At 66.6% G+C, this 21,622-nt stretch carries 20 protein-coding genes; 19 read left to right on the top strand and 1 reads right to left on the bottom strand.

Going from position 1 to position 21,622, the window contains the following annotated elements; translation table 11 throughout:
* Window positions 1-13 precede the first annotated feature (13 nt).
* The 19 genes from selD to accD all read left to right on the top strand — a co-directional run bounded on the left by selD (window position 14) and on the right by accD (window position 19,208).
* On the top strand, window positions 14-1,039 hold the full coding sequence (gene selD, locus ACZ2IA_RS05030) for a selenide, water dikinase SelD (protein WP_470291477.1): 1,026 nt from the start codon (window positions 14-16) through the stop codon (window positions 1,037-1,039).
* Between the two features lie 121 nt (window positions 1,040-1,160).
* Complete coding sequence (locus ACZ2IA_RS05025) at window positions 1,161-1,814, top strand: fumarylacetoacetate hydrolase family protein (RefSeq protein ID WP_470291476.1); 654 nt, start codon at window positions 1,161-1,163, stop codon at window positions 1,812-1,814.
* A complete protein-coding gene (locus tag ACZ2IA_RS05020) occupies window positions 1,811-2,224 on the top strand; it encodes an RNA-binding S4 domain-containing protein (protein WP_470291475.1) in 414 nt (137 codons plus the stop codon). Before ACZ2IA_RS05025 ends, ACZ2IA_RS05020 begins: the two co-directional genes overlap by 4 nt.
* Window positions 2,225-2,739: 515 nt before the next feature.
* Complete coding sequence (gene leuC, locus ACZ2IA_RS05015) at window positions 2,740-4,146, top strand: 3-isopropylmalate dehydratase large subunit (protein WP_470291474.1); 1,407 nt, start codon at window positions 2,740-2,742, stop codon at window positions 4,144-4,146.
* Window positions 4,130-4,420, top strand: a complete 291-nt coding sequence (locus tag ACZ2IA_RS05010; RefSeq protein WP_470291473.1) for an entericidin — start codon at window positions 4,130-4,132, stop codon at window positions 4,418-4,420. Before leuC ends, ACZ2IA_RS05010 begins: the two co-directional genes overlap by 17 nt.
* 31 nt (window positions 4,421-4,451) lie before the next feature.
* Window positions 4,452-5,090, top strand: a complete 639-nt coding sequence (gene leuD, locus ACZ2IA_RS05005; RefSeq protein WP_470291472.1) for a 3-isopropylmalate dehydratase small subunit — start codon at window positions 4,452-4,454, stop codon at window positions 5,088-5,090.
* A 1-nt stretch (window position 5,091) separates the two neighbouring features.
* Window positions 5,092-5,439: a DHCW motif cupin fold protein gene (locus ACZ2IA_RS05000; protein ID WP_470291471.1), complete on the top strand. Its 348-nt coding sequence runs from the start codon at window positions 5,092-5,094 to the stop codon at window positions 5,437-5,439.
* Between the two features lie 29 nt (window positions 5,440-5,468).
* Window positions 5,469-5,786, top strand: coding sequence for a hypothetical protein (locus ACZ2IA_RS04995; RefSeq protein WP_470291470.1), 318 nt, complete (start codon window positions 5,469-5,471; stop codon window positions 5,784-5,786).
* Entirely contained in the window at window positions 5,783-6,847 is a 1,065-nt protein-coding gene (gene leuB / locus ACZ2IA_RS04990; protein ID WP_470291469.1) for a 3-isopropylmalate dehydrogenase, read from the top strand. The genes ACZ2IA_RS04995 and leuB overlap by 4 nt, the downstream gene beginning before the upstream one ends.
* 11 nt (window positions 6,848-6,858) lie before the next feature.
* Complete coding sequence (locus ACZ2IA_RS04985) at window positions 6,859-7,956, top strand: GNAT family N-acetyltransferase (protein WP_470291468.1); 1,098 nt, start codon at window positions 6,859-6,861, stop codon at window positions 7,954-7,956.
* Window positions 7,957-7,979: 23 nt separating this feature from the next.
* The gene (asd, locus tag ACZ2IA_RS04980) at window positions 7,980-9,092 is read left to right on the top strand and encodes an aspartate-semialdehyde dehydrogenase (RefSeq protein WP_470291467.1); all 1,113 of its coding nucleotides are present in this window, start codon (window positions 7,980-7,982) and stop codon (window positions 9,090-9,092) included.
* Window positions 9,093-9,213: 121 nt separating this feature from the next.
* Complete coding sequence (locus tag ACZ2IA_RS04975; RefSeq protein ID WP_470291466.1) at window positions 9,214-10,230, top strand: aspartate-semialdehyde dehydrogenase; 1,017 nt, start codon at window positions 9,214-9,216, stop codon at window positions 10,228-10,230.
* Window positions 10,231-10,322: 92 nt separating this feature from the next.
* Window positions 10,323-12,248: a motility hub landmark protein FimV gene (locus ACZ2IA_RS04970; protein WP_470291465.1), complete on the top strand. Its 1,926-nt coding sequence runs from the start codon at window positions 10,323-10,325 to the stop codon at window positions 12,246-12,248.
* A gap of 309 nt (window positions 12,249-12,557) precedes the next feature.
* Entirely contained in the window at window positions 12,558-14,561 is a 2,004-nt protein-coding gene (locus ACZ2IA_RS04965; protein WP_470291464.1) for a type IV pilus assembly protein FimV, read from the top strand.
* Between the two features lie 263 nt (window positions 14,562-14,824).
* Entirely contained in the window at window positions 14,825-15,613 is a 789-nt protein-coding gene (gene truA, locus ACZ2IA_RS04960; RefSeq protein ID WP_470291463.1) for a tRNA pseudouridine(38-40) synthase TruA, read from the top strand.
* A 31-nt stretch (window positions 15,614-15,644) separates the two neighbouring features.
* Entirely contained in the window at window positions 15,645-16,268 is a 624-nt protein-coding gene (locus tag ACZ2IA_RS04955) for a phosphoribosylanthranilate isomerase (RefSeq protein WP_470291462.1), read from the top strand.
* Window positions 16,255-17,457 (top strand): tryptophan synthase subunit beta, encoded by a 1,203-nt coding sequence (trpB, locus tag ACZ2IA_RS04950; RefSeq protein ID WP_470291461.1) that lies wholly within the window; start codon window positions 16,255-16,257, stop codon window positions 17,455-17,457. Before ACZ2IA_RS04955 ends, trpB begins: the two co-directional genes overlap by 14 nt.
* A gap of 9 nt (window positions 17,458-17,466) precedes the next feature.
* Window positions 17,467-18,255 carry a tryptophan synthase subunit alpha gene (gene trpA, locus ACZ2IA_RS04945; RefSeq protein WP_470291460.1) on the top strand — a complete coding sequence of 263 codons (789 nt, stop codon included), beginning with the start codon at window positions 17,467-17,469 and terminating at the stop codon, window positions 18,253-18,255.
* 83 nt (window positions 18,256-18,338) lie between these two features.
* Window positions 18,339-19,208, top strand: a complete 870-nt coding sequence (gene accD / locus ACZ2IA_RS04940; protein ID WP_470291459.1) for an acetyl-CoA carboxylase, carboxyltransferase subunit beta — start codon at window positions 18,339-18,341, stop codon at window positions 19,206-19,208.
* Window positions 19,209-19,658: 450 nt separating this feature from the next.
* Here the strand turns inward: accD and ACZ2IA_RS04935 are convergent, their stop codons facing one another.
* Window positions 19,659-21,563: an ATP-binding cassette domain-containing protein gene (locus ACZ2IA_RS04935; protein WP_470291458.1), complete on the bottom strand. Its 1,905-nt coding sequence runs from the start codon at window positions 21,561-21,563 to the stop codon at window positions 19,659-19,661.
* Between the last annotated feature and the right edge of the window lie 59 nt (window positions 21,564-21,622).

The following is a 21,622-nucleotide window of genomic DNA, read 5'->3' as shown; positions in this document are numbered from 1 at the left end:
GTCGGAAATCAAATTGACGCAATTGTCTCACGGTGGCGGTTGCGGCTGCAAAATCGCGCCGTCGGTGCTGGAGACCATCCTGTCCGGCGTCAAGGAGAAGATGGCGTTCCCGAACCTGCTGGTCGGCGCCGAAACCAGCGACGACGCGGCGGTCTACCAGCTCAACGCGAGCCAGGCGATCGTCGCCACCACCGACTTCTTCATGCCCATCGTCGACGACGCCTACGACTTCGGCCGCATCGCCGCGACCAACGCGCTGTCCGACATCTATGCGATGGGCGCGACGCCGATCATGGCGCTGGCGATCGTCGGCATGCCGGTCAACGTGCTGCCGGTCGAGACGATCAAGGCGATCCTCGACGGCGGCGAATCGGTCTGCCACGCGGCCGGCATTCCGCTCGCCGGCGGCCACTCGATCGACTCGCCCGAGCCGATCTACGGCCTGGTCGCGCTCGGCGTGGTGCACCCGAAGGAGCTCAAGCGCAATAGTGAAGCGAAGGCCGGCGACGTGCTGATCCTCGGCAAGGGCCTCGGCGTTGGCGTGCTGGCGCAGGCGATGAAGAAGGGCCTGCTGTCCGACGCCGGCTACGCCGAGCTGATCTCCACCACCACCAAGCTCAATACCGTCGGTGCCGAGCTCGCGCCGCTGGACGGCGTGCACGCACTCACCGACGTGACCGGCTTCGGCCTGGTCGGCCACCTCTTGGAGCTGTGCCGCGGCGCCGGCCTGACCGGCATGGTCGAGATGAACAATGTACCGATCCTGGCCGAGGCGCTGCCCTTGGCCGAACAGGGCATCGGTCCGGGCGCGATCGAACGCAATATGGACAGCTTCGGCGACGGCGTGAAGTTCGGCTCGAACATCGCCGAGTGGCAGCGCCGCCTCTTGGTCGACCCGCAGACCAGCGGCGGCCTGTTGGTGTCGGTGGCGCCGGAGGCGGCCGACGAGGTGTTGGAGCGGTTCTGGAAGGCGGGCTTCGCCTACGCGGCCAAGATCGGCCGGCTCGAGCACGGTACACCGCACGTCGAAGTGCGCTGAGTAGCGACCGGATAAGGCGGCAGGGCATGGCCCTGCCCGAAGCCAGCAAAAACACACGCCGCCAGGGCCCAAGCCCGGCGGCGTTTTTGCGATAATGGCCTTCTACAAAGGAGGCGATACCATGAAAACAATTACCCTCGACGGCCGGGCGCTGCCGGTTTCCAACCTGTTCTGCATCGGCCGCAACTACGCGGCGCACGCGGCGGAACTCGGCAACGCGGTCGAGACCGAACCGATGGTGTTCCTGAAACCGACCTCGGCGCTGCTCGACGAGAGCCAGCCGATCGTGCTGCCCGACTACTCGCACGACGTGCATCACGAGTGCGAGCTGGTGCTGCTGGTCGGCGAGGGCGGCGACGACATCCCGGCCGACCGGGCGCTGTCGCATATCGCCGGCTACGGCATCGGCCTCGACCTGACCGCGCGCGACGTACAGAGCGTCGCCAAGCAGAAGGGCCACCCATGGGCCAAGGCGAAGGGTTTTCGCGGCGCCGCCTGCGTGTCCGACTTCGTGTCGGCGAGCCTGGTGCGCGACCCGCAGTCGCTCGGTTTCTCACTCAACGTCAACGGCGAAACCCGCCAGACCGGCAACACCTCGCTGATGCTGTTCCCGGTCGCGCAGCTGGTCAGCTACCTGTCGCACATCTACGGCCTGACCGCCGGCGACCTGATCTTCACCGGCACGCCGGAAGGCGTCGCGGCGATCCAGCCGGGTGACCGGCTCGAGCTCGATCTGCACGGCCTGGTGCGGGCCAGCTTCACGGTGGCGGCATGAAAAAGCCAGCAGTTGAGCAGGACGACGGCAAGGTCCGTCTCGACAAGTGGCTGTGGGCGGCGCGCTTCTTCAAGACACGCGCGCTGGCCAACGAGGCGATCGAACTCGGTCGCGTCTATGTCAACGGCGACCGGGTCAAGGCGTCGCGCAATGTGCGCGAGGGAGATCTGCTCGAACTGCGCCTGAACCAGCTCGAGTACAAGGTGACGGTGCTGGCGCTCGCCACCTTGCGTCGCCCGGCCAAGGAGGCGGTGCTGCTCTACAGCGAGGACGAGGCGGTGCGCCTCGCCCGAGAAGAGAAGCAGGAGTTACTTAGGGCCGAGCGCGCCAGCTTCCCGCACGGCGACGGCAAGCCAACCAAGAAGGCGCGGCGCGATATCCAGCGCTTCAAGTCGGGCTTCGGCGACTGACCCTTCCGGCTTGGTCGAAGCGTGCTGTCGACCAAGCCGCCAAGCCTGCCGCTGCCGAGCTGGCACCTTTCCTTTATCTTTATTTCTCTTTGCGGTGCCGCTCGGCGCCTTCGAATTCCCGTTATTAGCCTCTTCAGTCGCGAGCGTGGTCCTGTCTGGCTGGTAGTGCGTGATACTAGGATAGCGGTCACACTTGTTCCAGTACTAAGGCCATCCTACAGTGAACCCACTGCCAACCTTGACCGATGCGGCACGAGTGCCGGCTTTGCTCGGGGAGGCTGTGGTAGCGGGCTATCGTTCTGCCTGGCGTGAAACCGCGGCGCATCGGCCCCAGCCGTGATTGCCACCTGCTAGCCGCTCAAATCCTGATAGATTTGAAGTAGGAGCAAGCGTTTGATCCGGCAGCTGAAAACGCCTTGCGCGGCGCAGCAAACCGCGCTTGCCGACTGTTAAAACGCTATGACAGAATGAGTTTTGAAAGAAGTTTGCAATCCATCGATAAGACGAAGAGACCTATGACTGCGCAAACCCTCTACGACAAGCTCTGGTCGAGCCACGTCGTACGCGAGGAGGACGACGGTACCGTCCTGCTCTACATCGACCGGCACCTGGTGCACGAAGTGACCAGCCCGCAGGCCTTCGAGGGCCTGAAACTGGCGAACCGGCCGCTGTGGCGCAAGGACTCGATCGTGTCCACCGCCGACCACAACACCCCGACCGACCACTGGGACGAGGGCATCAAGGACCCGATTTCGCGCCAGCAGGTGGAAACGCTCGACGCGAACATCAAGGCCTTCGGTGCGCTGGCCTACTTCCCGTTCAAGGACCATGGCCAGGGCATCGTCCACGTGATGGGCCCGGAACAGGGCGCCACGCTGCCGGGCATGACCGTGGTGTGCGGCGACTCGCATACCTCGACCCACGGCGCATTCGGTGCGCTGGCGCACGGCATCGGCACCTCCGAGGTCGAACACGTGATGGCCACCCAGTGCCTGGTCGCGAAGAAATCCAAGAACATGCTGGTGCGTGTCGACGGCAAGTTGGCCGAAGGCATCACCGCCAAGGACGTCGCGCTGGCGATCATCGGCAAGATCGGCACCGCCGGCGGTACCGGCTACGCGATCGAGTTCGGCGGCGAGGTGATCCGCGGCCTGTCGATGGAAGGCCGGATGACGCTGTGCAATATGGCGATCGAAGCCGGTGCCCGCTCGGGTCTGGTCGCGGTCGACGACAAGACTGTCGATTACGTGAAAGGCCGCCCGTTCGCGCCGAAGGCCGAACAGTGGGGCGCCGCGGTCGCCTACTGGGGTACCTTGCACTCGGACGACGGCGCCGCCTTCGACAAGGTGGTCGAGCTCGACGGCAGCGCGATCCAGCCGCAAGTGACCTGGGGCACCTCGCCGGAAATGGTGGTCAGCATCGGCGATCGCGTGCCGGACCCGGAGACGGAAGCCGACCCGGTCAAGCGCGAAGGCATGAAGCGCGCGCTCGCCTATATGGGTCTGGCGGCCAATACCCCGATCAGCGAGATCCCGGTCGACATCGTGTTCATCGGTTCCTGTACCAACTCCCGCATCGAAGACCTGCGCGAAGCCGCCGCGGTGGCGCGCGGCCACCAGAAGGCCGCCAGCGTCAAACAGGTGCTGGTGGTGCCGGGCTCGGGCCTGGTCAAGGAAGAAGCCGAGCGCGAAGGCCTCGACAAGATATTCGTCGCCGCCGGCTTCGAATGGCGTGAGCCGGGCTGCTCGATGTGCCTGGCGATGAACGCCGACCGGCTGCTGCCGGGCGAGCGCTGCGCGTCCACGTCTAACCGCAACTTCGAAGGCCGTCAGGGCCAGGGCGGTCGTACCCACCTGGTCAGCCCGGCGATGGCCGCGGCGGCGGCGATTGCCGGTCATTTCGTCGATGTTCGCCAGTTCTAGGCGCGTTTTGCGCGGCGTGCTGCCGCTGGCCTGCGTCTTGCTGCTGGGTGCCTGCCATACCATGCAGGGGCTGGGCCAGGATGTTCACCAGGGCGGCGAAGCCGTCGGCCAAGCGCTGCATCGCAGTGGCGAGGCGGTCGGCCGCGCGGTGCAGCGAGGCGGCGAAGCGGTATCGGATACCGCGAAGCGCGTCGGCAACAAGATCGACGATGCGGTGCGTCCAAGTTCGCCGGCCCCGGTGGTAGACGGCACGCAGACTTCGCAAAGCCATTAACGTTTTTGGGGGGCTTGGCCCTACAGGAATCATGAGAGCATTTACCACGCTGAACGGGCTTGTGTGCCCGCTCGATCGCGCCAACGTCGACACCGACGCGATCATCCCGAAGCAGTTCCTCAAGTCGATCAAGCGCTCGGGCTTCGGTCCGAACCTGTTCGACGAATGGCGCTACCTCGACCACGGCGAGCCGGGCATGGACAACAGCACCCGCCCGCTCAACCCGGACTTCGTGCTGAACTTCCCGCGCTACAAGGGCGCCGAAGTGCTGCTGGCGCGCGAAAACTTCGGCTGTGGCTCGAGCCGCGAGCACGCGCCGTGGGCGCTGGAAGACTACGGCTTCCGCGCGGTGATCGCGCCGAGCTTCGCCGACATCTTCTTCAACAACTGCTACAAGAACGGCCTGCTGCCGATCGTGCTGCCGGCCGATGCGGTCGACCAGCTGTTTAGCGAGGCCGAGGCGAGCGAAGGCTACCAGCTGACCATCGACCTGGCCGCGCAGACGGTGACCACCACGTCGGGCCAGTCGTTCGGCTTCGACATCACCGCGCACCGCAAGCACTGCCTGCTCAACGGCCTCGATGAAATCGGCCTGACCTTGGCGCACGCCGACGAGATCAAGGACTTCGAAGCGAAGCGCCGCGCCGCGCAGCCGTGGTTGTTTGCCTGAGATGGCCGGCAGCTCACGGCTTAACCTGGCCGATATCCCGTTCGGGGTGACCGACTGGGCGACGGTGCCGGTCGCCGAGCATGCCGGCGAGACCGGTATGGCGTACTGGCAGACGCTCGACGTCGGCACGGTGCGGCTGCGCCGCGTCACCTATTCGCCGGGCTATCTCGCCGACCACTGGTGCCGGCGCGGCCATGTGCTGCTGGTGCTGGCCGGCGAACTGCACAGCGAGCTGGAAGACGGCCGGCGTTTCGTGCTGAGTGCCGGGATGAACTACCAGGTGCAGCACGACGGCGAGGCGCATCGCTCCTCGACGCCGACCGGCGCGACGCTGTTCATCGTCGATTGAGTCACCACTAGCCCAGGGCAGGAGGGGCGATGAAGCAGGGCCTGATGACCTGGCTGTATCGCCACCCGCTCTGGGCGTTCTGCTTGATGGGCGTAAGCTTCCTGCTGTTCGGCGGCGCGTCGGTCAAGCTGGTGCTGCTGCTGAAGCTGAACTTCGACCTGTGGGTCGACGTCGGTTGGCAGGCGGCGATGGACGGGGCGCTGCGCCAGTTGTTCGAGTTGCTGCTGTCCGGCTGTGGCGCGATGGTCGCCTACATCGTATTCAAGTGTTGTGAGAAGGTGCTGGTGGAAACGCTGACCCGTCGCGGCACGTCCCACAATATAAAGACAAAGAGAGAATCATCATGAAAATTGCAGTCCTGCCGGGTGACGGCATCGGTCCGGAAATCATCGCCCAGGCGCGTCGCGTGCTCGACGTGTTGAAGTCGGACGGCCTGAAGATCGAGCTGGAAGAGGCGCCGATCGGCGGCGCCGGCTACGACGCCTACGGCCAACCGTATCCGGAAGTGACGCAGAAGCTGGCGCGCGAAGCCGACGCGATCCTGCTCGGTGCGGTCGGCGGCCCGGCTTACGACAACCTCGACCGTCCGCTGCGCCCGGAGCGCGGCCTGTTGGCGATCCGCAAGGACCTGAACCTGTTCGCCAACCTGCGCCCGGCGATCCTGTACCCGGAACTGGCCAACGCGTCGACCCTGAAGCCGGAAGTGGTGTCGGGCCTCGACATCATGATCGTGCGCGAACTGACCGGCGACATCTACTTCGGCCAACCGCGCGGTATCCGGACCAATGAGGCCGGCGAGCGCGAAGGCTTCAACACCATGCTGTACAGCGAGAGCGAGATCCGCCGCATCGCTCATGTCGCGTTCGGCATCGCGCAGAAGCGCCAGAAGAAGCTGTGTTCGGTCGACAAGGCCAACGTGCTGGAGACCACCGAGTTCTGGAAGGAAATTTTCATCGACGTGGCGCGCGAGTACCCGGACGTGGCGCTGTCGCACATGTACGTCGACAACGCCGCGATGCAGCTGGTGCGCAATCCGAAGCAGTTCGACGTGATGGTGACCGGCAACATCTTCGGCGACATCCTGTCGGACGAAGCCTCGATGCTGACCGGTTCGATCGGCATGCTGCCGTCGGCGTCGCTCGACGCCAACAACAAGGGCCTATACGAGCCGTCGCACGGCTCGGCGCCGGACATCGCCGGCAAGAACCTGGCCAACCCACTGGCGACCATCCTGTCCGCCGCGATGATGCTGCGTTACACCTTCGGCCTGGAAGAGGCGGCGCAGCGCGTCGAGAACGCGGTGAAGGCGGTGCTGAAGCAGGGCTACCGCACCGGCGACATCTTCGAGGAGGGCTGCGAGAAGGTCAGCTGCTCGGGCATGGGCGACGCCGTCGTCGCCGCACTATAAGTTGGCCGAACATGCCCTTGCCCCCGTCACTGAAGATCCGGCGCGCTCGTCCCGAGGACGCCCAGCATCTGGCCGAGATGGCCTCGCAGCCGAGGGCGCGGGCCGGCACGCTGCTGATGCCGTATCCCGAGTCGGAGCGTTGGGCCGGCTGGCCGGGCAGCTGCGAGCCGATCGACTTGGCGCTGGTCGCCGAGGTCGACGGCCTCGCGGTCGGGCATGCGGTGCTGTTTCCCGAGGAGGCGTCGCCCGCTCGTCGGCATGTACGCAGCCTGGCGCTGGGATTGGTGGATCATTACCAGGGGCAGGGCATCGGCGCGGCCTTGCTGGCGGCGCTGATCGACTACTGCGACCGCTGGCTGAACGTGGGGCGGCTGGAGCTGACCGCTTTTTCCGACAACGAGGCGGCGCTGGCCTTGTATCGGCGATTCGGCTTCGAGGTCGAGAAGCAGATGCACGGAGACGCGTTCCGCGCCGGTGGCTGGCCCAACTCGCTGTCGATGGCCCGTTTCAACCCGGCCTGGCAATGGCCTGAGGCGCCGGCAACAACACCGGCTGAGCCGGCGGCACCGCTGGTGTTGCAGGGTGAGGTGCAATTGCGTCGCGCCTCGCCCGACGATGCCGAGGCGCTGGCGGCGATGTTCGACGATGTCGCCACCACCGGCGGTACCATGCAGATGCCGTATGCCAATCTGGCCCTGTGGCAGCGGCGGCTGAGCAATCAGCCGGAGGGCAGGCTGATGCTGGTCGCCGAACAGGGCGGCGTGGTGGTCGGCTGCGCCGGCCTGCACCGTGATTCGCCGGCCGTGGCCCGCCAGCATGTGCGCAGCGTCGGAATCACCGTCGCACCGGGCGCGCAGGGACGCGGCATCGGTCGGCGGCTGCTGGCCGAATTGATCGATTACGCCGACAATTGGGCGAACATCGGCCGGCTAGAATTAACGGTGAACACAGACAACGCGGCGGCGATCCATCTGTATCGTTCGCTGGGTTTCGAGCGGGAAGGAACGCTGCGGCGCTATACCTTCCGCAACGGACAATGGAAAGACGTGCACGCGATGGCTCGACTATCGCCACGGTTTTCCCGAGAATTGGATCAAATAGGTCAATAGCTGTATTCATCAGGAGAAGTATCGTGAGAGTAGGTTTTGTAGGCTGGCGCGGCATGGTCGGTTCGGTGCTGATGCAGCGCATGCTGGAAGAGAACGATTTCGCCCACGTGTCCGAGCCGGTGTTCTTCACCACCTCGAACGTCGGCGGCAAGGGCCCGGCGATCGGTCGTGACGTGCCGCCGCTGAAGGACGCGAAGAGCATCGACGAACTGAAGGCGATGGACGTGATCATCACCTGCCAGGGCGGCGACTACACCGGCGAGGTGTTCCCGAAGCTGCGCGCCGCCGGTTGGCAAGGCTACTGGATCGACGCCGCGTCGACGCTGCGCATGGATGACGACGCGATCATCATCCTCGACCCGGTCAACCTGAACGTGATCCAGGACGGTCTCAGCAAGGGCGTGAAGAACTACGTCGGCGGCAACTGCACCGTCAGCCTGATGCTGATGGCGCTGGGCGGTCTGTTCCAGAACGACCTGGTCGAATGGGCGACCTCGATGACCTACCAGGCGGCCTCGGGCGCCGGTGCGCAGAACATGCGCGAGCTGATCAGCGGCATGGGCGCGATCCACGCCCAGGTGGCCGACAAGCTGGCCGACCCGGCGTCGGCGATCCTCGACATCGACCGCAAGGTCGCCGAGTTCATCCGCTCCGACGACTTCCCGAGTCAGCATTTCGGCGTGCCGCTGGCCGGCAGCCTGATCCCGTGGATCGACAAGGACCTGGGCAACGGTCAGTCGAAGGAAGAATGGAAGGGCGGCGTCGAGACCAACAAGATCCTCGGCCGCTCGAACAGCCCGGTGCCGATCGACGGCCTGTGTGTACGCGTCGGCGCGATGCGCTGTCACAGCCAGGCGCTGACCATCAAGCTGAAGAAAGACGTGCCGCTCGACGAGATCGAAGCGATGCTCGCTTCGGCCAACCCGTGGGCCAAGGTGGTGCCGAACACCCGCGAGGACAGCATGTGCGACCTGAGCCCGGCCGCCGTCACCGGCACGCTGGTGACCCCGGTCGGCCGTCTGCGCAAGCTGGCGATGGGTGGCGACTATCTGTCGGCGTTCACCGTCGGTGACCAGCTGTTGTGGGGTGCGGCCGAACCGCTGCGTCGCATGCTACGCATCCTGATCGAGCGTTAAGCGGGTAAAATAGCCTCATCCCGTAAGACGGGCGGCCTTCGGGTCGCCCGTTTGCCATTTCAGACTAGGATTCAAGGGCTGCCCGCGCGGCCTTGATCGTTTATCGATGACAGGAACGCTCATGTCCCACTCTCTGCAAATCGCCGTAGTCGGCGCCCAAGGCCTGGTCGGCCAGGCCTTGCTCGACCTGTTGGCCGAACGCAATTTCCCGTCGGCGCATGTGTTTGCGGTCGACGTCGGCGATCAGGCCGGCAACACCGTCGGCTTCGGCCATCTCGATATCGAGGTGCACGGCCTCGACGAGTTCGATTTTAGCAACGTCGGCTTGGCGTTCTTCGTCGCCGGCAGCGAGGTAGCGCGCGAATGGGCGCCGCAGGCGCGCGCCGCCGGGGCGACCGTGGTCGACTTCTCCAGCGCGTTCCGCCACGCCGACGACGTGCCGCTGGTGTTCCCGCCGGCCAACGCCGCCGCGCTCGACGGCCTCGAGGCTGCCGGCCTGGTGGCCGTCCCCAACTGTACCGTCAGCCCGCTCGCCTGGGCGATGGCGCCGTTCGCCGAACTGGGGCTCGAGCGTGTCACCGTGTCGACCTATCAGTCGGTATCGGGCAGCGGCCAGCCGGCGCTGGAAGAGCTGGCGAGCCAGACCACCGCGCTGTTCGGCCAACGCGAGTACGAGAGTAACGTCTACGCCAAGCGGATCGCCTTCAACCTGCTGCCGCAGATCGGCGCGGTCGGCGAGGACGGCCTGGCCGAGGAGGAGCGCTCGGTGGTCGAGGAATTGAAGATACTGTTCGGCCAACCCGAGCTTGCCGTCGAGGCGAGCTGTGTGCGCGTGCCGATGTTCTTCGGCCACGCCTGGGCGGTGACGATCGCCACCGCCGACGAGCTGAGCGTCGACGAGGCGCGCCAGCGCTTCCTGAAGGCCGGCCTGATGCTGGTCGACGATCCCACCGAGCCGGCCGGCTACGCGACGCCGATGGAAGTGGCGGGCAGCAGCACCGTCTGCGTCAGCCGGGTGCGCCGCAACGCCAACGGCAGCCTGAGTTTCTGGGTCACCGCCGACAACGTCCGCGCCGGCGCCGCGCTGCCGTGCCTGATGATCGCCGAGTGGCTGATGCAGCGCGGTCATTTCCAGTAACGGCTGCTCGCCCGGCGTACCAGGCTGGTGTAAATCGCCGCCGCTCTTTACCATGATGCTGTCAGCATTATATCGGGAGCGGCGTTTACGTCATGACAACACACCACGACGGCAAGGCGTGGCGGCTACGCCGCGCCGCGGCGCTGTTTCTGTTTGCCATGCTGGCGGCCGAGCCCGCCAGGGCTGGGCTGGGGCGGCTTAGCGTGCAGTCGGCGCTCGGCGAGCCGCTGCGCGCCGAAATCGAGCTGACCGGCGCGCCGGTCAGCCGCGCCGGCCTCGCTAGTCCGGACACTTTCCGCTCGCTGCAGATCGACTACGATCCGCTGCTGAGCAGCCTGCAGTTTGCCGTGGCGGCAAATGCCGCCGGCCGGCCGGTGCTGCGCATCAGCTCGAACGCGCCGGTCGACGAGCCGGCGCTGCGGCTGGTGGTCGAGGCGGACGGGCAGGGCGGTCGCAGCGTGCGCGACTACAGTCTGCTGCTCGATCCGCCCGGCTACCGGGGTAGCGTCAGCCGCGCCGAGGCGCCGCCGTTGCCGCCTGCACCACCATCCGAACATTCGGCCGTCCGGCCCGTCCCAAAACCAGCGCCCCATCGTTTGGCCGCCATGCCTGTCGCACCCTCCGCGATGATCGCCAAGCCGCCGGCAACGATCGTCGCGGCCCCGCCGTACGGCGCCAGTGCTCCGAGCGCAGAACCGCACCCCGGCGCCAGCTCCTCGCCGTCGGTCGAGCCACAGGCCAACAAGGACGCCGCACCAGCGGCCGCCCAGCCGCCGGTCGCTGCCTTGGCGCCGCAACTCGAGCGGCCGGCCAGCCCATCAGCCCCCCCTGTACCCAAGCCGGTTTCTACCGCCGTACCGACCGATCCGCCGCCCTACGGGTCGCCGTGGCTGCTCGGCGCGCTGGCCGCGCTGCTGGTCTTGCTGCTCGGCTTGCGCTGGCGGCAGCGGCGCGGCGCGCTGGGGCCGGCGCGGGCTGGGGTGCGCCGCCATTGGGCATGGACGAGGCGCCGTGCGCCGCGACGCGAGCCGGTCGAAACACCAGGCTCGGCGGCACCGGCGCGCTCGCCCGCGCCGTGCAATGACTTTGCGGTGACCGAGTCGGCGGCCCCGGCCGACCCCTTGGCCGAAGCTGAGCGGTGCATCGCCGTCGGCCGCGAGGCGCGCGCCGAAGAGGTGCTGCGCGAGGCGTTGCAGCACGAGCCGGCGCGACACGAACTGCGCCTGTGCCTGCTCGAACTCTACGCGGCGCGCCGCGATGTGGCGTCGTTTACCCCGCTGGCGCGCGAACTCCACGTCGCCTTCGACGGCCGTGGCCAGTTGTGGGGACGTGCAGCGGCACTCGGCGCGACGCTGGAGCCGGACAATCCGCTCTACCGGCCGCTCGAAGCGGTGCCACTCGCTGCCCCATGGGTGCCGGATAGCGACATCGACCTGGACTGGGAGCTTGCGGATCTTGCCGCCACGACTATGGCGGTGGCGCCGGCCGAGCCGGCGGGGGACGAGGTGTCGCCATTCGCGGCGCTATTCGACGAGCCGGTGGCGCCGCGCCCGGCCGATGCACAAGGCATGCCGGACAAGCTGCTCGATTTCGATCTCGATGCGCTGCTGAGCGGCGAGGCCAGCGCTCAACTCGGCCCGGTGACGCCGATCGTAACGGACTCCTCGCCGCCAATGTATTCGCTTGAACTGCTACCGCTCGACGCGTCCACCGGGACGACGACAGCGGCGGGATCGGCCGACACCGAGGACCTGGAGAGCCTCTACGCCGACTTGCCCGATGCGGTGCCGTTCGCGGTGCCGGCCGGTGTCACCGTCAGCGAAAATCGTTTATCGGATCAACTGGAGTTGGCGCGGGTTTATGCCGATATGGGGGATCGGCAGAGTGCTCGCGAGCTGTTGCAGGGGCTGCTGATCGACGCGACCGGGCCGCTGCACGACGAGGCGCAGGCCCTGTTGTTGCGGCTTGGCGAGCACATCTCGACGCAATCCATGGCAGGGCTGGTACCATCCACCTGAGAACCTGTTCTCAACGCTATGACACGAGCGTGATCTCGGGTTGGGCGTCAGCGTATGAATCTTTGATTCGCTCAGCGATCGGGAATCCCCATGTACTTCATGTCGATTCCAGTTCCTCGCTCCGTCCGCCCCTCGCGGACGTCTGCTCGTCACGCTTTGAGGACAGGTTCTGAAATAACAAGGACGCCGTAAGGCGCCACCGGGGGGAGTACCTGTTAGATGTCTTCTTGCCGTTTTACCTTGCGCACTCTTGCTGCGCTGATGGTCGGGCTGGGGGCGCCGCTCGCCGCATCAGCAGGGATAGGCGCAATGCACTTGCTGTCGAGCGGCGACGAGCCGTTCGCCGCCGAAATCCCGCTGGTCGATGAGGCGCTGCCCGATTCGGTCTACGTGGCATTGGCCGATCGCAATCATTACCCGCTGTTGTCGCCGTATACCCCGGCCGCCGAGCAGCTGAGCTTCGCGTTGCAACGCCGCCCCGACGGTGCCGGCTACCGCATCCTAGTGCGTGGTCCGGCCGGACTCGACCCGGAGCGGCTGCGTTTCGCCGTCGAGGTGAGCTGGCCGGCCGGTCGGCTGGTGCGCGAGTTCACCGTCGACCACTGGCAGGCGCAGGGGCCGGTCAAACCGGCAGCGCCCGGCCACGAGGAGCCCACCAAGAAGGTCGCGCCGCCGCACGATCCGCTCGCCCGCCTGAACGACCTGGGTCTCGGTACGCCGCGGCTGCTGTCCCGGCCGGGCGAGCCACTCGACGTCGAGATCGCGCTGTACGGCCGCGCGTCGCGCGACCCGGCGGCGCTGTCGGTCCATCTGAGTCCGGGCCGCCACGCCGGTGCCGCCACAGCGCAGGCGGTCGCAGGCCTGTCGGCACAGCTGGACCACAGCGCCGGCGGCAAGCCGCTGCTGCGAATCCGCTCCGGCCAGCCGCTGGCGCAGGCGGTGCTGACACTGCAGGTCGAGGTTCGCAACGGTGCGGTGAGCGCGCGTCGGCCGTATACGCTGGTGCTCGATCCGGCCCGGGTCGGGCAGGGTGTGGCAGCTCGGGCGCCGGCCGCCGCGCCGCGCTTCAAGCGCTACCGGGTCCAGTCGGGCGAGACCTTGTCCGGCATCGCCGCACGCGCCCAGGGCGGCAGCACGCTGGCCGCCCGGCAACGCTGGCTGTACCAGCGTAACCCGGCCGCCTTCATCGGTGGCGATATCGACCGGCTGCGCGCCGGGGCTGCGCTGGCTTATCCGGCCGCTTGGCAGCTGCAGGCCGCACCGGCAACGCCCACCGAAATTGCCGTGACAGCGCCACCGCCTTCCCGCACGCTGGTGACGCCAACGCCAACGCCAACGCCAACGCCAACGCCAACGCCAACGGCTCCGGCTCCGGGCAAGCCGGCCCTAGCCCAGCCTGCTCCGGCGGCCGCCAGCGCCGCAGCGACCGTGCCCGCCGTGCCGGCGCAAGAGCCCAGTAGTCCCTACTGGCGGCTGGTCGGCGCGGGTCTCTTGCTGGGCGGCGGGCTGTTCTGGTGGCTGCGGCGACGGCGGCACCGGCCTATTGAGTCGGAATCTGAAGGGCCTGCGCACGAGACCGTTCCGACCCTGTCAGCCGTATCGGCCGCCGAGCCAGCACCACAGCCCGACCCGCTGGACATCGCCCGGCAGCAGCTGGTGGCCGGTGACGTGCCGCAGGCGTTGACCGCGTTGCGCGCCGGCCTGGTCGCCGAGCCGCTGCGCCAGGATCTGCGGCTGACGCTGCTCGAGGTGCTGGCCAACCGCGGTGCGGAGAACGAGTTCGTCGAAGAGGCGCTGGTGGCGCGCACGTTGTTCGGCAGCGACAGCGTACTCTGGCAGCTGGCCGGTGAACTGGCCCATTCGTTGCAGTCGGTACCGCCTTTGTTCCAGGTCACGGCAACGGTGCCCAAAGCCAGCAAGGAAGAGTCGGCGGTGGTGTCTGCCCGGAGCGATGCGGCAGCGGCGCCGCGGGCGGTTAACTCGACGCCCGCCGCGCCCGCTCGCGATGTCGACCCGCCTGGTGCATCGGCACAAGCGCTCACGGCCGGCACGGTGCCGGGAGATGAGACCGTACTCCAGACTGAGCCTGCCCCGGCGACTCCTGACGAGCCGTTGCTGCAGATCGAGTCCGACTCTAAGGCCAGGCCCACCTGGGCATCGCGCCGACTTAGTTTGGAAGAACGCCGCAACCAACCGCCGCAGGTGCCTTCGTTGGCACCGTACCGTGATGGACTGAAGGCGCTGGAAACCCTCTACGCGAAGTGGGAGGCCGAAGAGGGTGTACGCGGGGCGCGCTTGCCCGAGCGGCGATGAGCGAGCGCTGTCCGGTGCCTCCGCGGTGCCGGTGGCCGACTGGCTGGCGCTGGCGGTGCAGTGGCTGCCGCTCGATTATGCTGACCGCTGCTCGCCGATCCGCCGCGCTTTTCGCTCGCCGCCTGACGGCTCCTGCTGTCGGGCAACATGGCCAAGCCGGGCCCGAATACGGTAAAGTTATCGTTTTATCCGTGGCGCGTGCGCGATAGCGTGCTGTTGCTATAGGCGGCCGCGACGGTGGTAGGGGTGTTTGGAGTATGGGGATGAGGATCGCGCTCGGGCTGGAGTACGACGGCCGGGCGCTGGCGGGTTGGCAGACGCAGCCGCACGGCAAGACGGTGCAGGACGTGCTGGAAGCGGCGTTGACGGCGATTGCCGGCCAGCCGGTCGGGACGGTTGCCGCCGGACGCACCGACGCCGGCGTGCACGCGGCGATGCAGGTGGTGCACTTCGATACCGAGGTGAACCGGCCGCTGACCGCCTGGGTGCGCGGCGTCAACGCCCATCTGCCGCCGGCCGTGTCGGTGCTGTGGGCGCGCGAGGTGCCGGACGAGTTCCATGCGCGTTTCTCGGCGTTTTCCCGCTCATACAGCTACTTCCTGCTCAACCATCCGGTGCGCCCGGCGCTGGCCGCCGGCAAGGTCGGCTGGTTCCATTCGCCGCTCGATGTGGCGAAAATGCGCGAGGCGGCCAGCTGCCTGGTCGGCCGGCATGATTTTTCCAGCTTCCGTGCCGCCGAGTGCCAGGCGAAGTCGCCGGTGAAGGCGCTCGATACGCTGAGTATCAGTGCGGCCGACGGCCTGATTCGCTTCGACCTGAAGGCCGACGCCTTCCTGCACCATATGGTGCGCAACCTGGTCGGCGCGCTGGTCTACGTCGGCAAGGGCTCGCTCGACGCCGAGGACCTCGCCGCGCTGCGCGACGCGCGTGACCGCACCCAGGCGCCGCCGACCTTCATGCCGGACGGTCTCTACCTGACCGGCGTCGGCTACCCCGAGCAGTTTGCCGTACCGAGTGCTGCCGAGTCGGCCCGGCTGGCGCTGTGGCGCTGAACCCTTTCGATTTCCCTTTCGGCCAACCTAGATGACGACCCGAATCAAGATCTGCGGGATCACCCGCCCCGACGACGCGCGCGAGGCGGCGCGGCTCGGCGCCGACGCGATCGGCCTGGTGTTCTACCCGAAAAGCCCGCGCAACGTCACGATCGAGCAGGCGCGCGCGATCGTCGCCGCACTGCCGCCGTTTGTGACCGCGGTGGCGCTGTTCGTCAACCCGAGCCGCGAGTGGGTCGACGAGGTGTTGGCCGGCTGTGCGATCGACCTGCTGCAGTTTCACGGTGAAGAGGAGCCGGCGTTCTGCCGCTCGTTCCATCGGCCGTATTTGAAGGCGGTGCGGGTGCGTTCGGCCGACGACGTGTTGGTCGCGGCTCGACAGTACCCGGACGCGCGTGGCATCCTCACCGATGCTTTCGTTGAAGGCATGCACGGCGGCACCGGCACCCAGTTCGACTGGGGCTTGCTGCCGCAACAATTATCCCTGCCGCTGGTGTTATCCGGCGGCCTGTCGGTCGACAATGTAGAAGCGGCGGTGCGGGCAGTGCGCCCGGCCGCCGTCGATGTGTCGAGTGGCGTCGAATCTTCCAAAGGCATCAAAGATGCCGCCCGGGTGGCGGCGTTTATCGCAGGAGTTAAGCATGGATCGGTATGACCTTCCGGACGCGCGCGGCCATTTCGGCCCGTATGGCGGCGTCTATGTGGCTGAAACGCTGATTTCAGCGTTGGCCGAACTGAACGAAGAATACGCGCGCGCGAAAGCCGATCCGGCGTTCTGGCAGGAATACCATCACGAACTCAAGCACTACGTCGGCCGCCCCAGCCCGATCTATCACGCCAAGCGGCTGTCGGACAAACTGGGCGGCGCGCAGATCTACCTGAAGCGCGAAGACCTGAACCACACCGGTGCGCACAAGGTGAACAACACCATCGGCCAGGCGCTGCTCGCCCGCCGCATGGGCAAGAAGCGCGTGATCGCCGAGACCGGCGCCGGCCAGCATGGCGTGGCCACCGCTACGGTGGCGGCGCGCTACGGCATGGAGTGCGTGGTGTACATGGGCGCGGAAGACGTCAAGCGCCAGGCGCCGAACGTGTTCCGGATGAAGCTCTTGGGTGCCACCGTGGTGCCGGTTGAATCGGGCTCCAAGACGCTGAAGGACGCGATGAACGAGGCGATGCGCGCCTGGGTCAGCAACGTCGACGATACCTTCTACATCATCGGCACCTGCGCCGGCCCGCACCCGTACCCGATGCTGGTACGTGACTTCCAGACGGTGATCGGTGACGAGGCGAAGATCCAGATGCCGGAGATGATCGGCCGCCAGCCGGACGTGGTGGTGGCGTGTGTCGGTGGTGGTTCCAACGCGATCGGTATGTTCTACCCGTATATCGACGTGCCGGGGGTGCGCATCGTCGGCGTGGAAGCCGGCGGTGACGGCCTGGATACTCCCCGCCACGCCGCACCGCTGACGACCAATGCGCCGGTCGGCGTGCTGCACGGCAACCGCACCTACCTGATGCAGGACGAAAACGGCCAGGTGTCGAGCACCCACTCGGTGTCGGCCGGTCTCGACTACCCGGGCGTCGGCCCGGAGCACTGCTACCTGAAGGACATCGGTCGCGCCGAATACGATGTGGCGACCGACACCGAGGCGATGGCGGCGTTCCACGAGCTCTGTCACCTCGAAGGCATCATCCCGGCGCTCGAGTCGAGCCACGCGCTCGCCTGGGCGATCAAGCACGCGCCGAGCATGACGAAGGACCAGGTGATCCTGGTGAACCTGTCCGGTCGTGGCGACAAGGATATCAACACCGTCGCCGCGTTGACCGGCATCACCCTGTAAGGAGCTGCCATGTCCCGTATTGCCGCAACATTCGCACGCCTGGCCGGCCAGAAGGCGCTGATTCCGTACATCACCGCCGGCGACCCGAACCCCGGCCTGACCGTCAGTCTGATGCACGGCCTGGTCGACGCCGGCTCCGACATCATCGAACTGGGCGTGCCGTTTTCCGACCCGATGGCCGACGGCCCGGTGATCCAGCGCGCCGCCGAGCGGGCGCTGGCGCACAATGTCAGCCTGCGCGACGTGCTGAAGATGGTCGCCGAGTTCCGCGAGACGAATCAGGACACCCCGGTGGTGCTGATGGGTTACCTCAACCCGGTGGTGGCGATGGGCTATACCGAATTTGCCGCCGCCGCCAGCGCGGCCGGCGTCGACGGCGTGCTGTCGGTCGACTGCCCGCCGGAAGAGTCCGAAGAACTGGCCGCCGAACTGGAAGGGCAGGGCATCGATCCGATCTTCCTGCTGGCGCCGACCACGCCGGAGGCGCGTATCGCCGAAATCGCCCGCCACGCGCGCGGCTACGTCTACTATGTGTCGCTCAAGGGCGTCACCGGTGCGGCGAATTTGGATATTGCCGACGTTGGGCGTAAAATTGCGCGCCTGCGTGAGCATATCGCGCTGCCGATCGGCGTCGGCTTCGGCATCCGCGATGCCGAAACGGCCCGCGCCATCGCCGGTGTGGCCGACGCCGTGGTCGTCGGCAGCCGCTTGGTGCAAGAAATCGAGGCGGCGACACCCGAAACCGCCAGAGAGCGGTTAACTCGTCTGGTCGCGGAACTGAAGACCGCGATCCGTTAACAGACACATGGGGCTCGAGTATCGGGCCCCAGTTGCAACATGCGTTCGGCCAACCTTGGCCGAACCGCTTTCAAGGAGTCCGCATGAGCTGGTTGAACAAGCTCCTGCCGCCGAAAATCAAGCGCGACAGCCGCGCCACCATGCCCTCGGCGGTGCCTGAAGGGTTGTGGAGCAAATGCTCGGCGTGTGAAGCCGTGCTGTACTACACCGACCTGGAGGCCAATCTGCAGGTCTGCCCGAAGTGCAATCACCATCATCCGGTGCGCTCACGGGCACGGCTTGACATGCTGCTCGACGCCGAAGGTCGGCGCGAGATCGGTGCCGAGGTCAAGCCGGTCGATATCCTGAAGTTCAAGGACAGCAAGAAGTACCCCGACCGCCTGTCCGCCGCCCGCAATGACACCGGCGAGGACGACGCGCTGGTGGTGATGCGGGGCAGCATGAACGGCATGCCGGCGGTGGTCGCCGCGTTCGAATTCCGATTCATCGGCGGCTCGATGGGCTCGGTGGTCGGCGAGCGCTTCGTGCGCGGCGTGCAGGCCGCGATCGAAGCGAGGGCGCCGTTCATCTGCGTGGCGGCCTCTGGCGGGGCGCGGATGCAGGAGGGCCTGAACTCGCTGATGCAGATGGCCAAGACCAGCGCCGCGCTGCAATTGTTGACCGACGCGCAGCTACCGTTCGTTTCGGTGCTGACCGATCCGACCATGGGTGGCGTGTCCGCTTCGTTCGCCTTCCTTGGCGACGTGGTGATCGGCGAACCGGGCGCGCTGATCGGCTTTGCCGGCCCGCGCGTGATCGAACAGACCGTGCGCGAGACGCTGCCGGAAGGCTTCCAGCGCGCCGAGTTCCTGATCGAGAAGGGCGCGATCGATATGATCGTCGACCGGCGCGAGCTGAAGGACAAGATCACCACGCTGCTCGCTCTCTTGATGAAAGAGCCGGCCATCGCCTAGGGTGTCTGTTGCCGTAGTTGAAAAAACGCCGCCAGTGGAAATGCTGGCGGCGTTTTTTCATGCTCGGAGGGTGGGCTTGCCTGTTTTTTGTACGACAGGGCTATCGCGATGATTTTTAATGGATAAGCCGGATTGTCCACAGTCAGTTCACACCGCTGTCCCGCGTAGTTGTGAAAGCGTCGGATGGGTGTTGCCGCTAATCTGTGCAGCACGGCTAGCTGCTTGTTTTGTAAGGGCTAAGCCGGTTTTTCCAGTGGATATCCACAGCTTTTTCCCAGTTATTTGTGGAAAAGTGGCGATGAATTAGCCTTCTATCGTTTATAGATCAATTTGATCGTGGATGCATCCTGCCGTTCGTCGCTCGGCCGTATGGCCATCGCCGCGTAGCGGGGTTGCCTGCTGCATAGGCAGCGGGCCTGTCGGCGACAGGCCCTTTGAGATTGAGGATGCTCAGGCGGCAGTATCGAGTGCTTCGAGCTCTTCGTGTGCCGCCAGCCAGTCTTCCTCGACGCTCGCCAGCCGGCTGCTGACCTCGCCCTGTTGCCGGCTGATTTCGGCCAACTTGGCCTTGTTCTCCGGCTGGTAGGCCGCTTCCGAGCCGAGAAACGCTTCCAGCTCGGCCTTCTGCGCCGTCAGCCTTTCCAACTCCTTTTCCAGCTTGTTCAGCTTCTGCTGCAGCGGCTTCTTTAGTGCCGACAGCCGCTGCCGTGTCTCCGCTTCGAGGCGTTTCTGATCCTTGCGGTTGACCCCCGGTGAGTCGCCGTCGGACGGTTTGCCGGCGTCGGCCAACTGTTCCAGTCGCCAGCGCCGGTAGTCCTCCAGGTCGCCGTCGAACGGCGTTACCGCGCCGCCGGCCACCAGCCAGAAGCGGTCGGTGGTCGCTTCGAGCAGTGCTCGATCATGCGACACCACGATCAACGCGCCGGCAAAGTCCTGCAGCGCCAGCGTCAGCGCGTGGCGCATTTCCAGGTCGAGGTGGTTGGTCGGTTCGTCGAGCAGCAGCAGGTTGGGTTTTTCCCAGACGATCAGCGCCAGCGCGAGGCGCGCCTTTTCGCCGCCCGACATCGGCCCGACCGGTGCCATCGCCGCGTCGCCGTGGAAGTTGAAGCCGCCGAGGAAGGTGCGCAGGTCCTGTTCGCGCGCCTCGGGTGCCAGCTTCTGCACATGCCACAGCGGCGACTCATCCTCGCGCAGCGTTTCCAGTGTGTGCTGGGCGAAGTAGCCGATCTTCAGCGTCTGCGCGCGGGTCAGCTTGCCCTCCAGCGGCGCCAATTCGCCGGACAGCAGCTTCACCAGCGTTGACTTGCCGGCGCCGTTGACGCCCAGCAGGCCGATGCGGCTGCCGCCTTCGACCGACAGCGCGATGCGCGACAGGATCGCCTTGTCGCCGTAGCCGATCGCGATGCCGTCGAGCTTGAGCAAGGGGTTGGGCAGGCTCGCCGGGGTGTCGAAGTGGAAGTCGAACGGTGTGTCGACGTGCGCGGCCGATATCCGCTCCAGCCGCTCCAGTGCCTTGACCCGGCTCTGCGCCTGGCGTGCCTTGGTGGCCTTGGCCTTGAAGCGGGTGATGAACGACTCGAGGTGGGCGATCTGGCGCTGCTGCTTTTCAAACGCCGATTGCTGCAGCGCGAGGCGCGCGGCGCGCGCGTCCTCGTAGGCGCTGTAGTTGCCGGTGTAGAGGGTGATGCCCTGGTTGGCGACTTCGGCGATATGGGTGCAGACCGCGTCGAGGAAGTCACGGTCGTGCGAGATCACCAACAGCGTGCCGGGATAGCCCTTCAGCCATTCTTCCAGCCACAGCACCGTTTCCAGGTCCAAGTGGTTGGTCGGCTCGTCGAGCAGCAGCAAGTCGGAGCGGCACATCAGCGCCTGTGCCAGGTTCAGGCGCATCCGCCAGCCGCCGGAGAAGCTCGCTACCGGCCGCGCCATCGCCTCCGGCGCGAAGCCGAGGCCGGCCAGCAGCTTCGAGGCGCGCGCCTCGGCGGTGTAGGCGTCGACGTGCGCCAACTCGTCGTGCAGGTGGCCGATCGCCTCGCCGTCGTTGCGCGCCTCGGCGTCGCGCAATTGCTGTTGCAGGCTGCGCAGTTCGGCGTCGCCGTCGAGCACGTAGTCGAGCGCCGAAGAATCGAGCGCCGGGGTTTCCTGCGCGACGTGCGCCATCGTCCAGTTGGGCGGCAACAGCGCGTCGCCGCCGTCCGGCACCAGTTCGCCGCGCAACAGTGCAAACAGGCTGGACTTGCCGGTGCCGTTGGCGCCGACCACGCCGGTGCGGTTGCCCGGGTTGATGGTGAGGGTGACGTTGGTGAACAGTTCCTTGACGCCGCGGCGCAGGCTGAGACTCTTTAGCTGGATCATGGGCTTGTCGGTAGGGCTGGGCGTTGCGCCTCAAAAGGTTGGCCGAAAGGCCGTTCGCA

The organism is Crenobacter sp. CS_VA4 (genome assembly GCF_055597485.1).
The sequence above is the reverse complement of the archived record's forward strand: the minus strand, read 5'-3'. Positions and strand labels throughout refer to the sequence as shown.

Excerpts from the sequence above, each read along its gene's own strand:
- ACZ2IA_RS05025 (WP_470291476.1), top strand. The coding sequence starts at position 1,161 with ATGAAAACAATTACCCTCGACGGCCGGGCGCTGCCGGTTTCCAACCTG.
- ACZ2IA_RS05020 (WP_470291475.1), top strand. The coding sequence starts at position 1,811 with ATGAAAAAGCCAGCAGTTGAGCAGGACGACGGCAAGGTCCGTCTCGAC.
- leuC (WP_470291474.1), top strand. The coding sequence starts at position 2,740 with ATGACTGCGCAAACCCTCTACGACAAGCTCTGGTCGAGCCACGTCGTA.
- ACZ2IA_RS05010 (WP_470291473.1), top strand. The coding sequence starts at position 4,130 with ATGTTCGCCAGTTCTAGGCGCGTTTTGCGCGGCGTGCTGCCGCTGGCC.
- leuD (WP_470291472.1), top strand. The coding sequence starts at position 4,452 with ATGAGAGCATTTACCACGCTGAACGGGCTTGTGTGCCCGCTCGATCGC.
- ACZ2IA_RS05000 (WP_470291471.1), top strand. The coding sequence starts at position 5,092 with ATGGCCGGCAGCTCACGGCTTAACCTGGCCGATATCCCGTTCGGGGTG.
- ACZ2IA_RS04995 (WP_470291470.1), top strand. The coding sequence starts at position 5,469 with ATGAAGCAGGGCCTGATGACCTGGCTGTATCGCCACCCGCTCTGGGCG.
- leuB (WP_470291469.1), top strand. The coding sequence starts at position 5,783 with ATGAAAATTGCAGTCCTGCCGGGTGACGGCATCGGTCCGGAAATCATC.
- ACZ2IA_RS04985 (WP_470291468.1), top strand. The coding sequence starts at position 6,859 with ATGCCCTTGCCCCCGTCACTGAAGATCCGGCGCGCTCGTCCCGAGGAC.
- ACZ2IA_RS04975 (WP_470291466.1), top strand. The coding sequence starts at position 9,214 with ATGTCCCACTCTCTGCAAATCGCCGTAGTCGGCGCCCAAGGCCTGGTC.
- ACZ2IA_RS04970 (WP_470291465.1), top strand. The coding sequence starts at position 10,323 with ATGACAACACACCACGACGGCAAGGCGTGGCGGCTACGCCGCGCCGCG.
- ACZ2IA_RS04965 (WP_470291464.1), top strand. The coding sequence starts at position 12,558 with ATGCACTTGCTGTCGAGCGGCGACGAGCCGTTCGCCGCCGAAATCCCG.
- truA (WP_470291463.1), top strand. The coding sequence starts at position 14,825 with ATGAGGATCGCGCTCGGGCTGGAGTACGACGGCCGGGCGCTGGCGGGT.
- ACZ2IA_RS04955 (WP_470291462.1), top strand. The coding sequence starts at position 15,645 with ATGACGACCCGAATCAAGATCTGCGGGATCACCCGCCCCGACGACGCG.
- trpB (WP_470291461.1), top strand. The coding sequence starts at position 16,255 with ATGGATCGGTATGACCTTCCGGACGCGCGCGGCCATTTCGGCCCGTAT.
- trpA (WP_470291460.1), top strand. The coding sequence starts at position 17,467 with ATGTCCCGTATTGCCGCAACATTCGCACGCCTGGCCGGCCAGAAGGCG.
- accD (WP_470291459.1), top strand. The coding sequence starts at position 18,339 with ATGAGCTGGTTGAACAAGCTCCTGCCGCCGAAAATCAAGCGCGACAGC.
- ACZ2IA_RS04935 (WP_470291458.1), bottom strand. The coding sequence starts at position 21,563 with ATGATCCAGCTAAAGAGTCTCAGCCTGCGCCGCGGCGTCAAGGAACTG.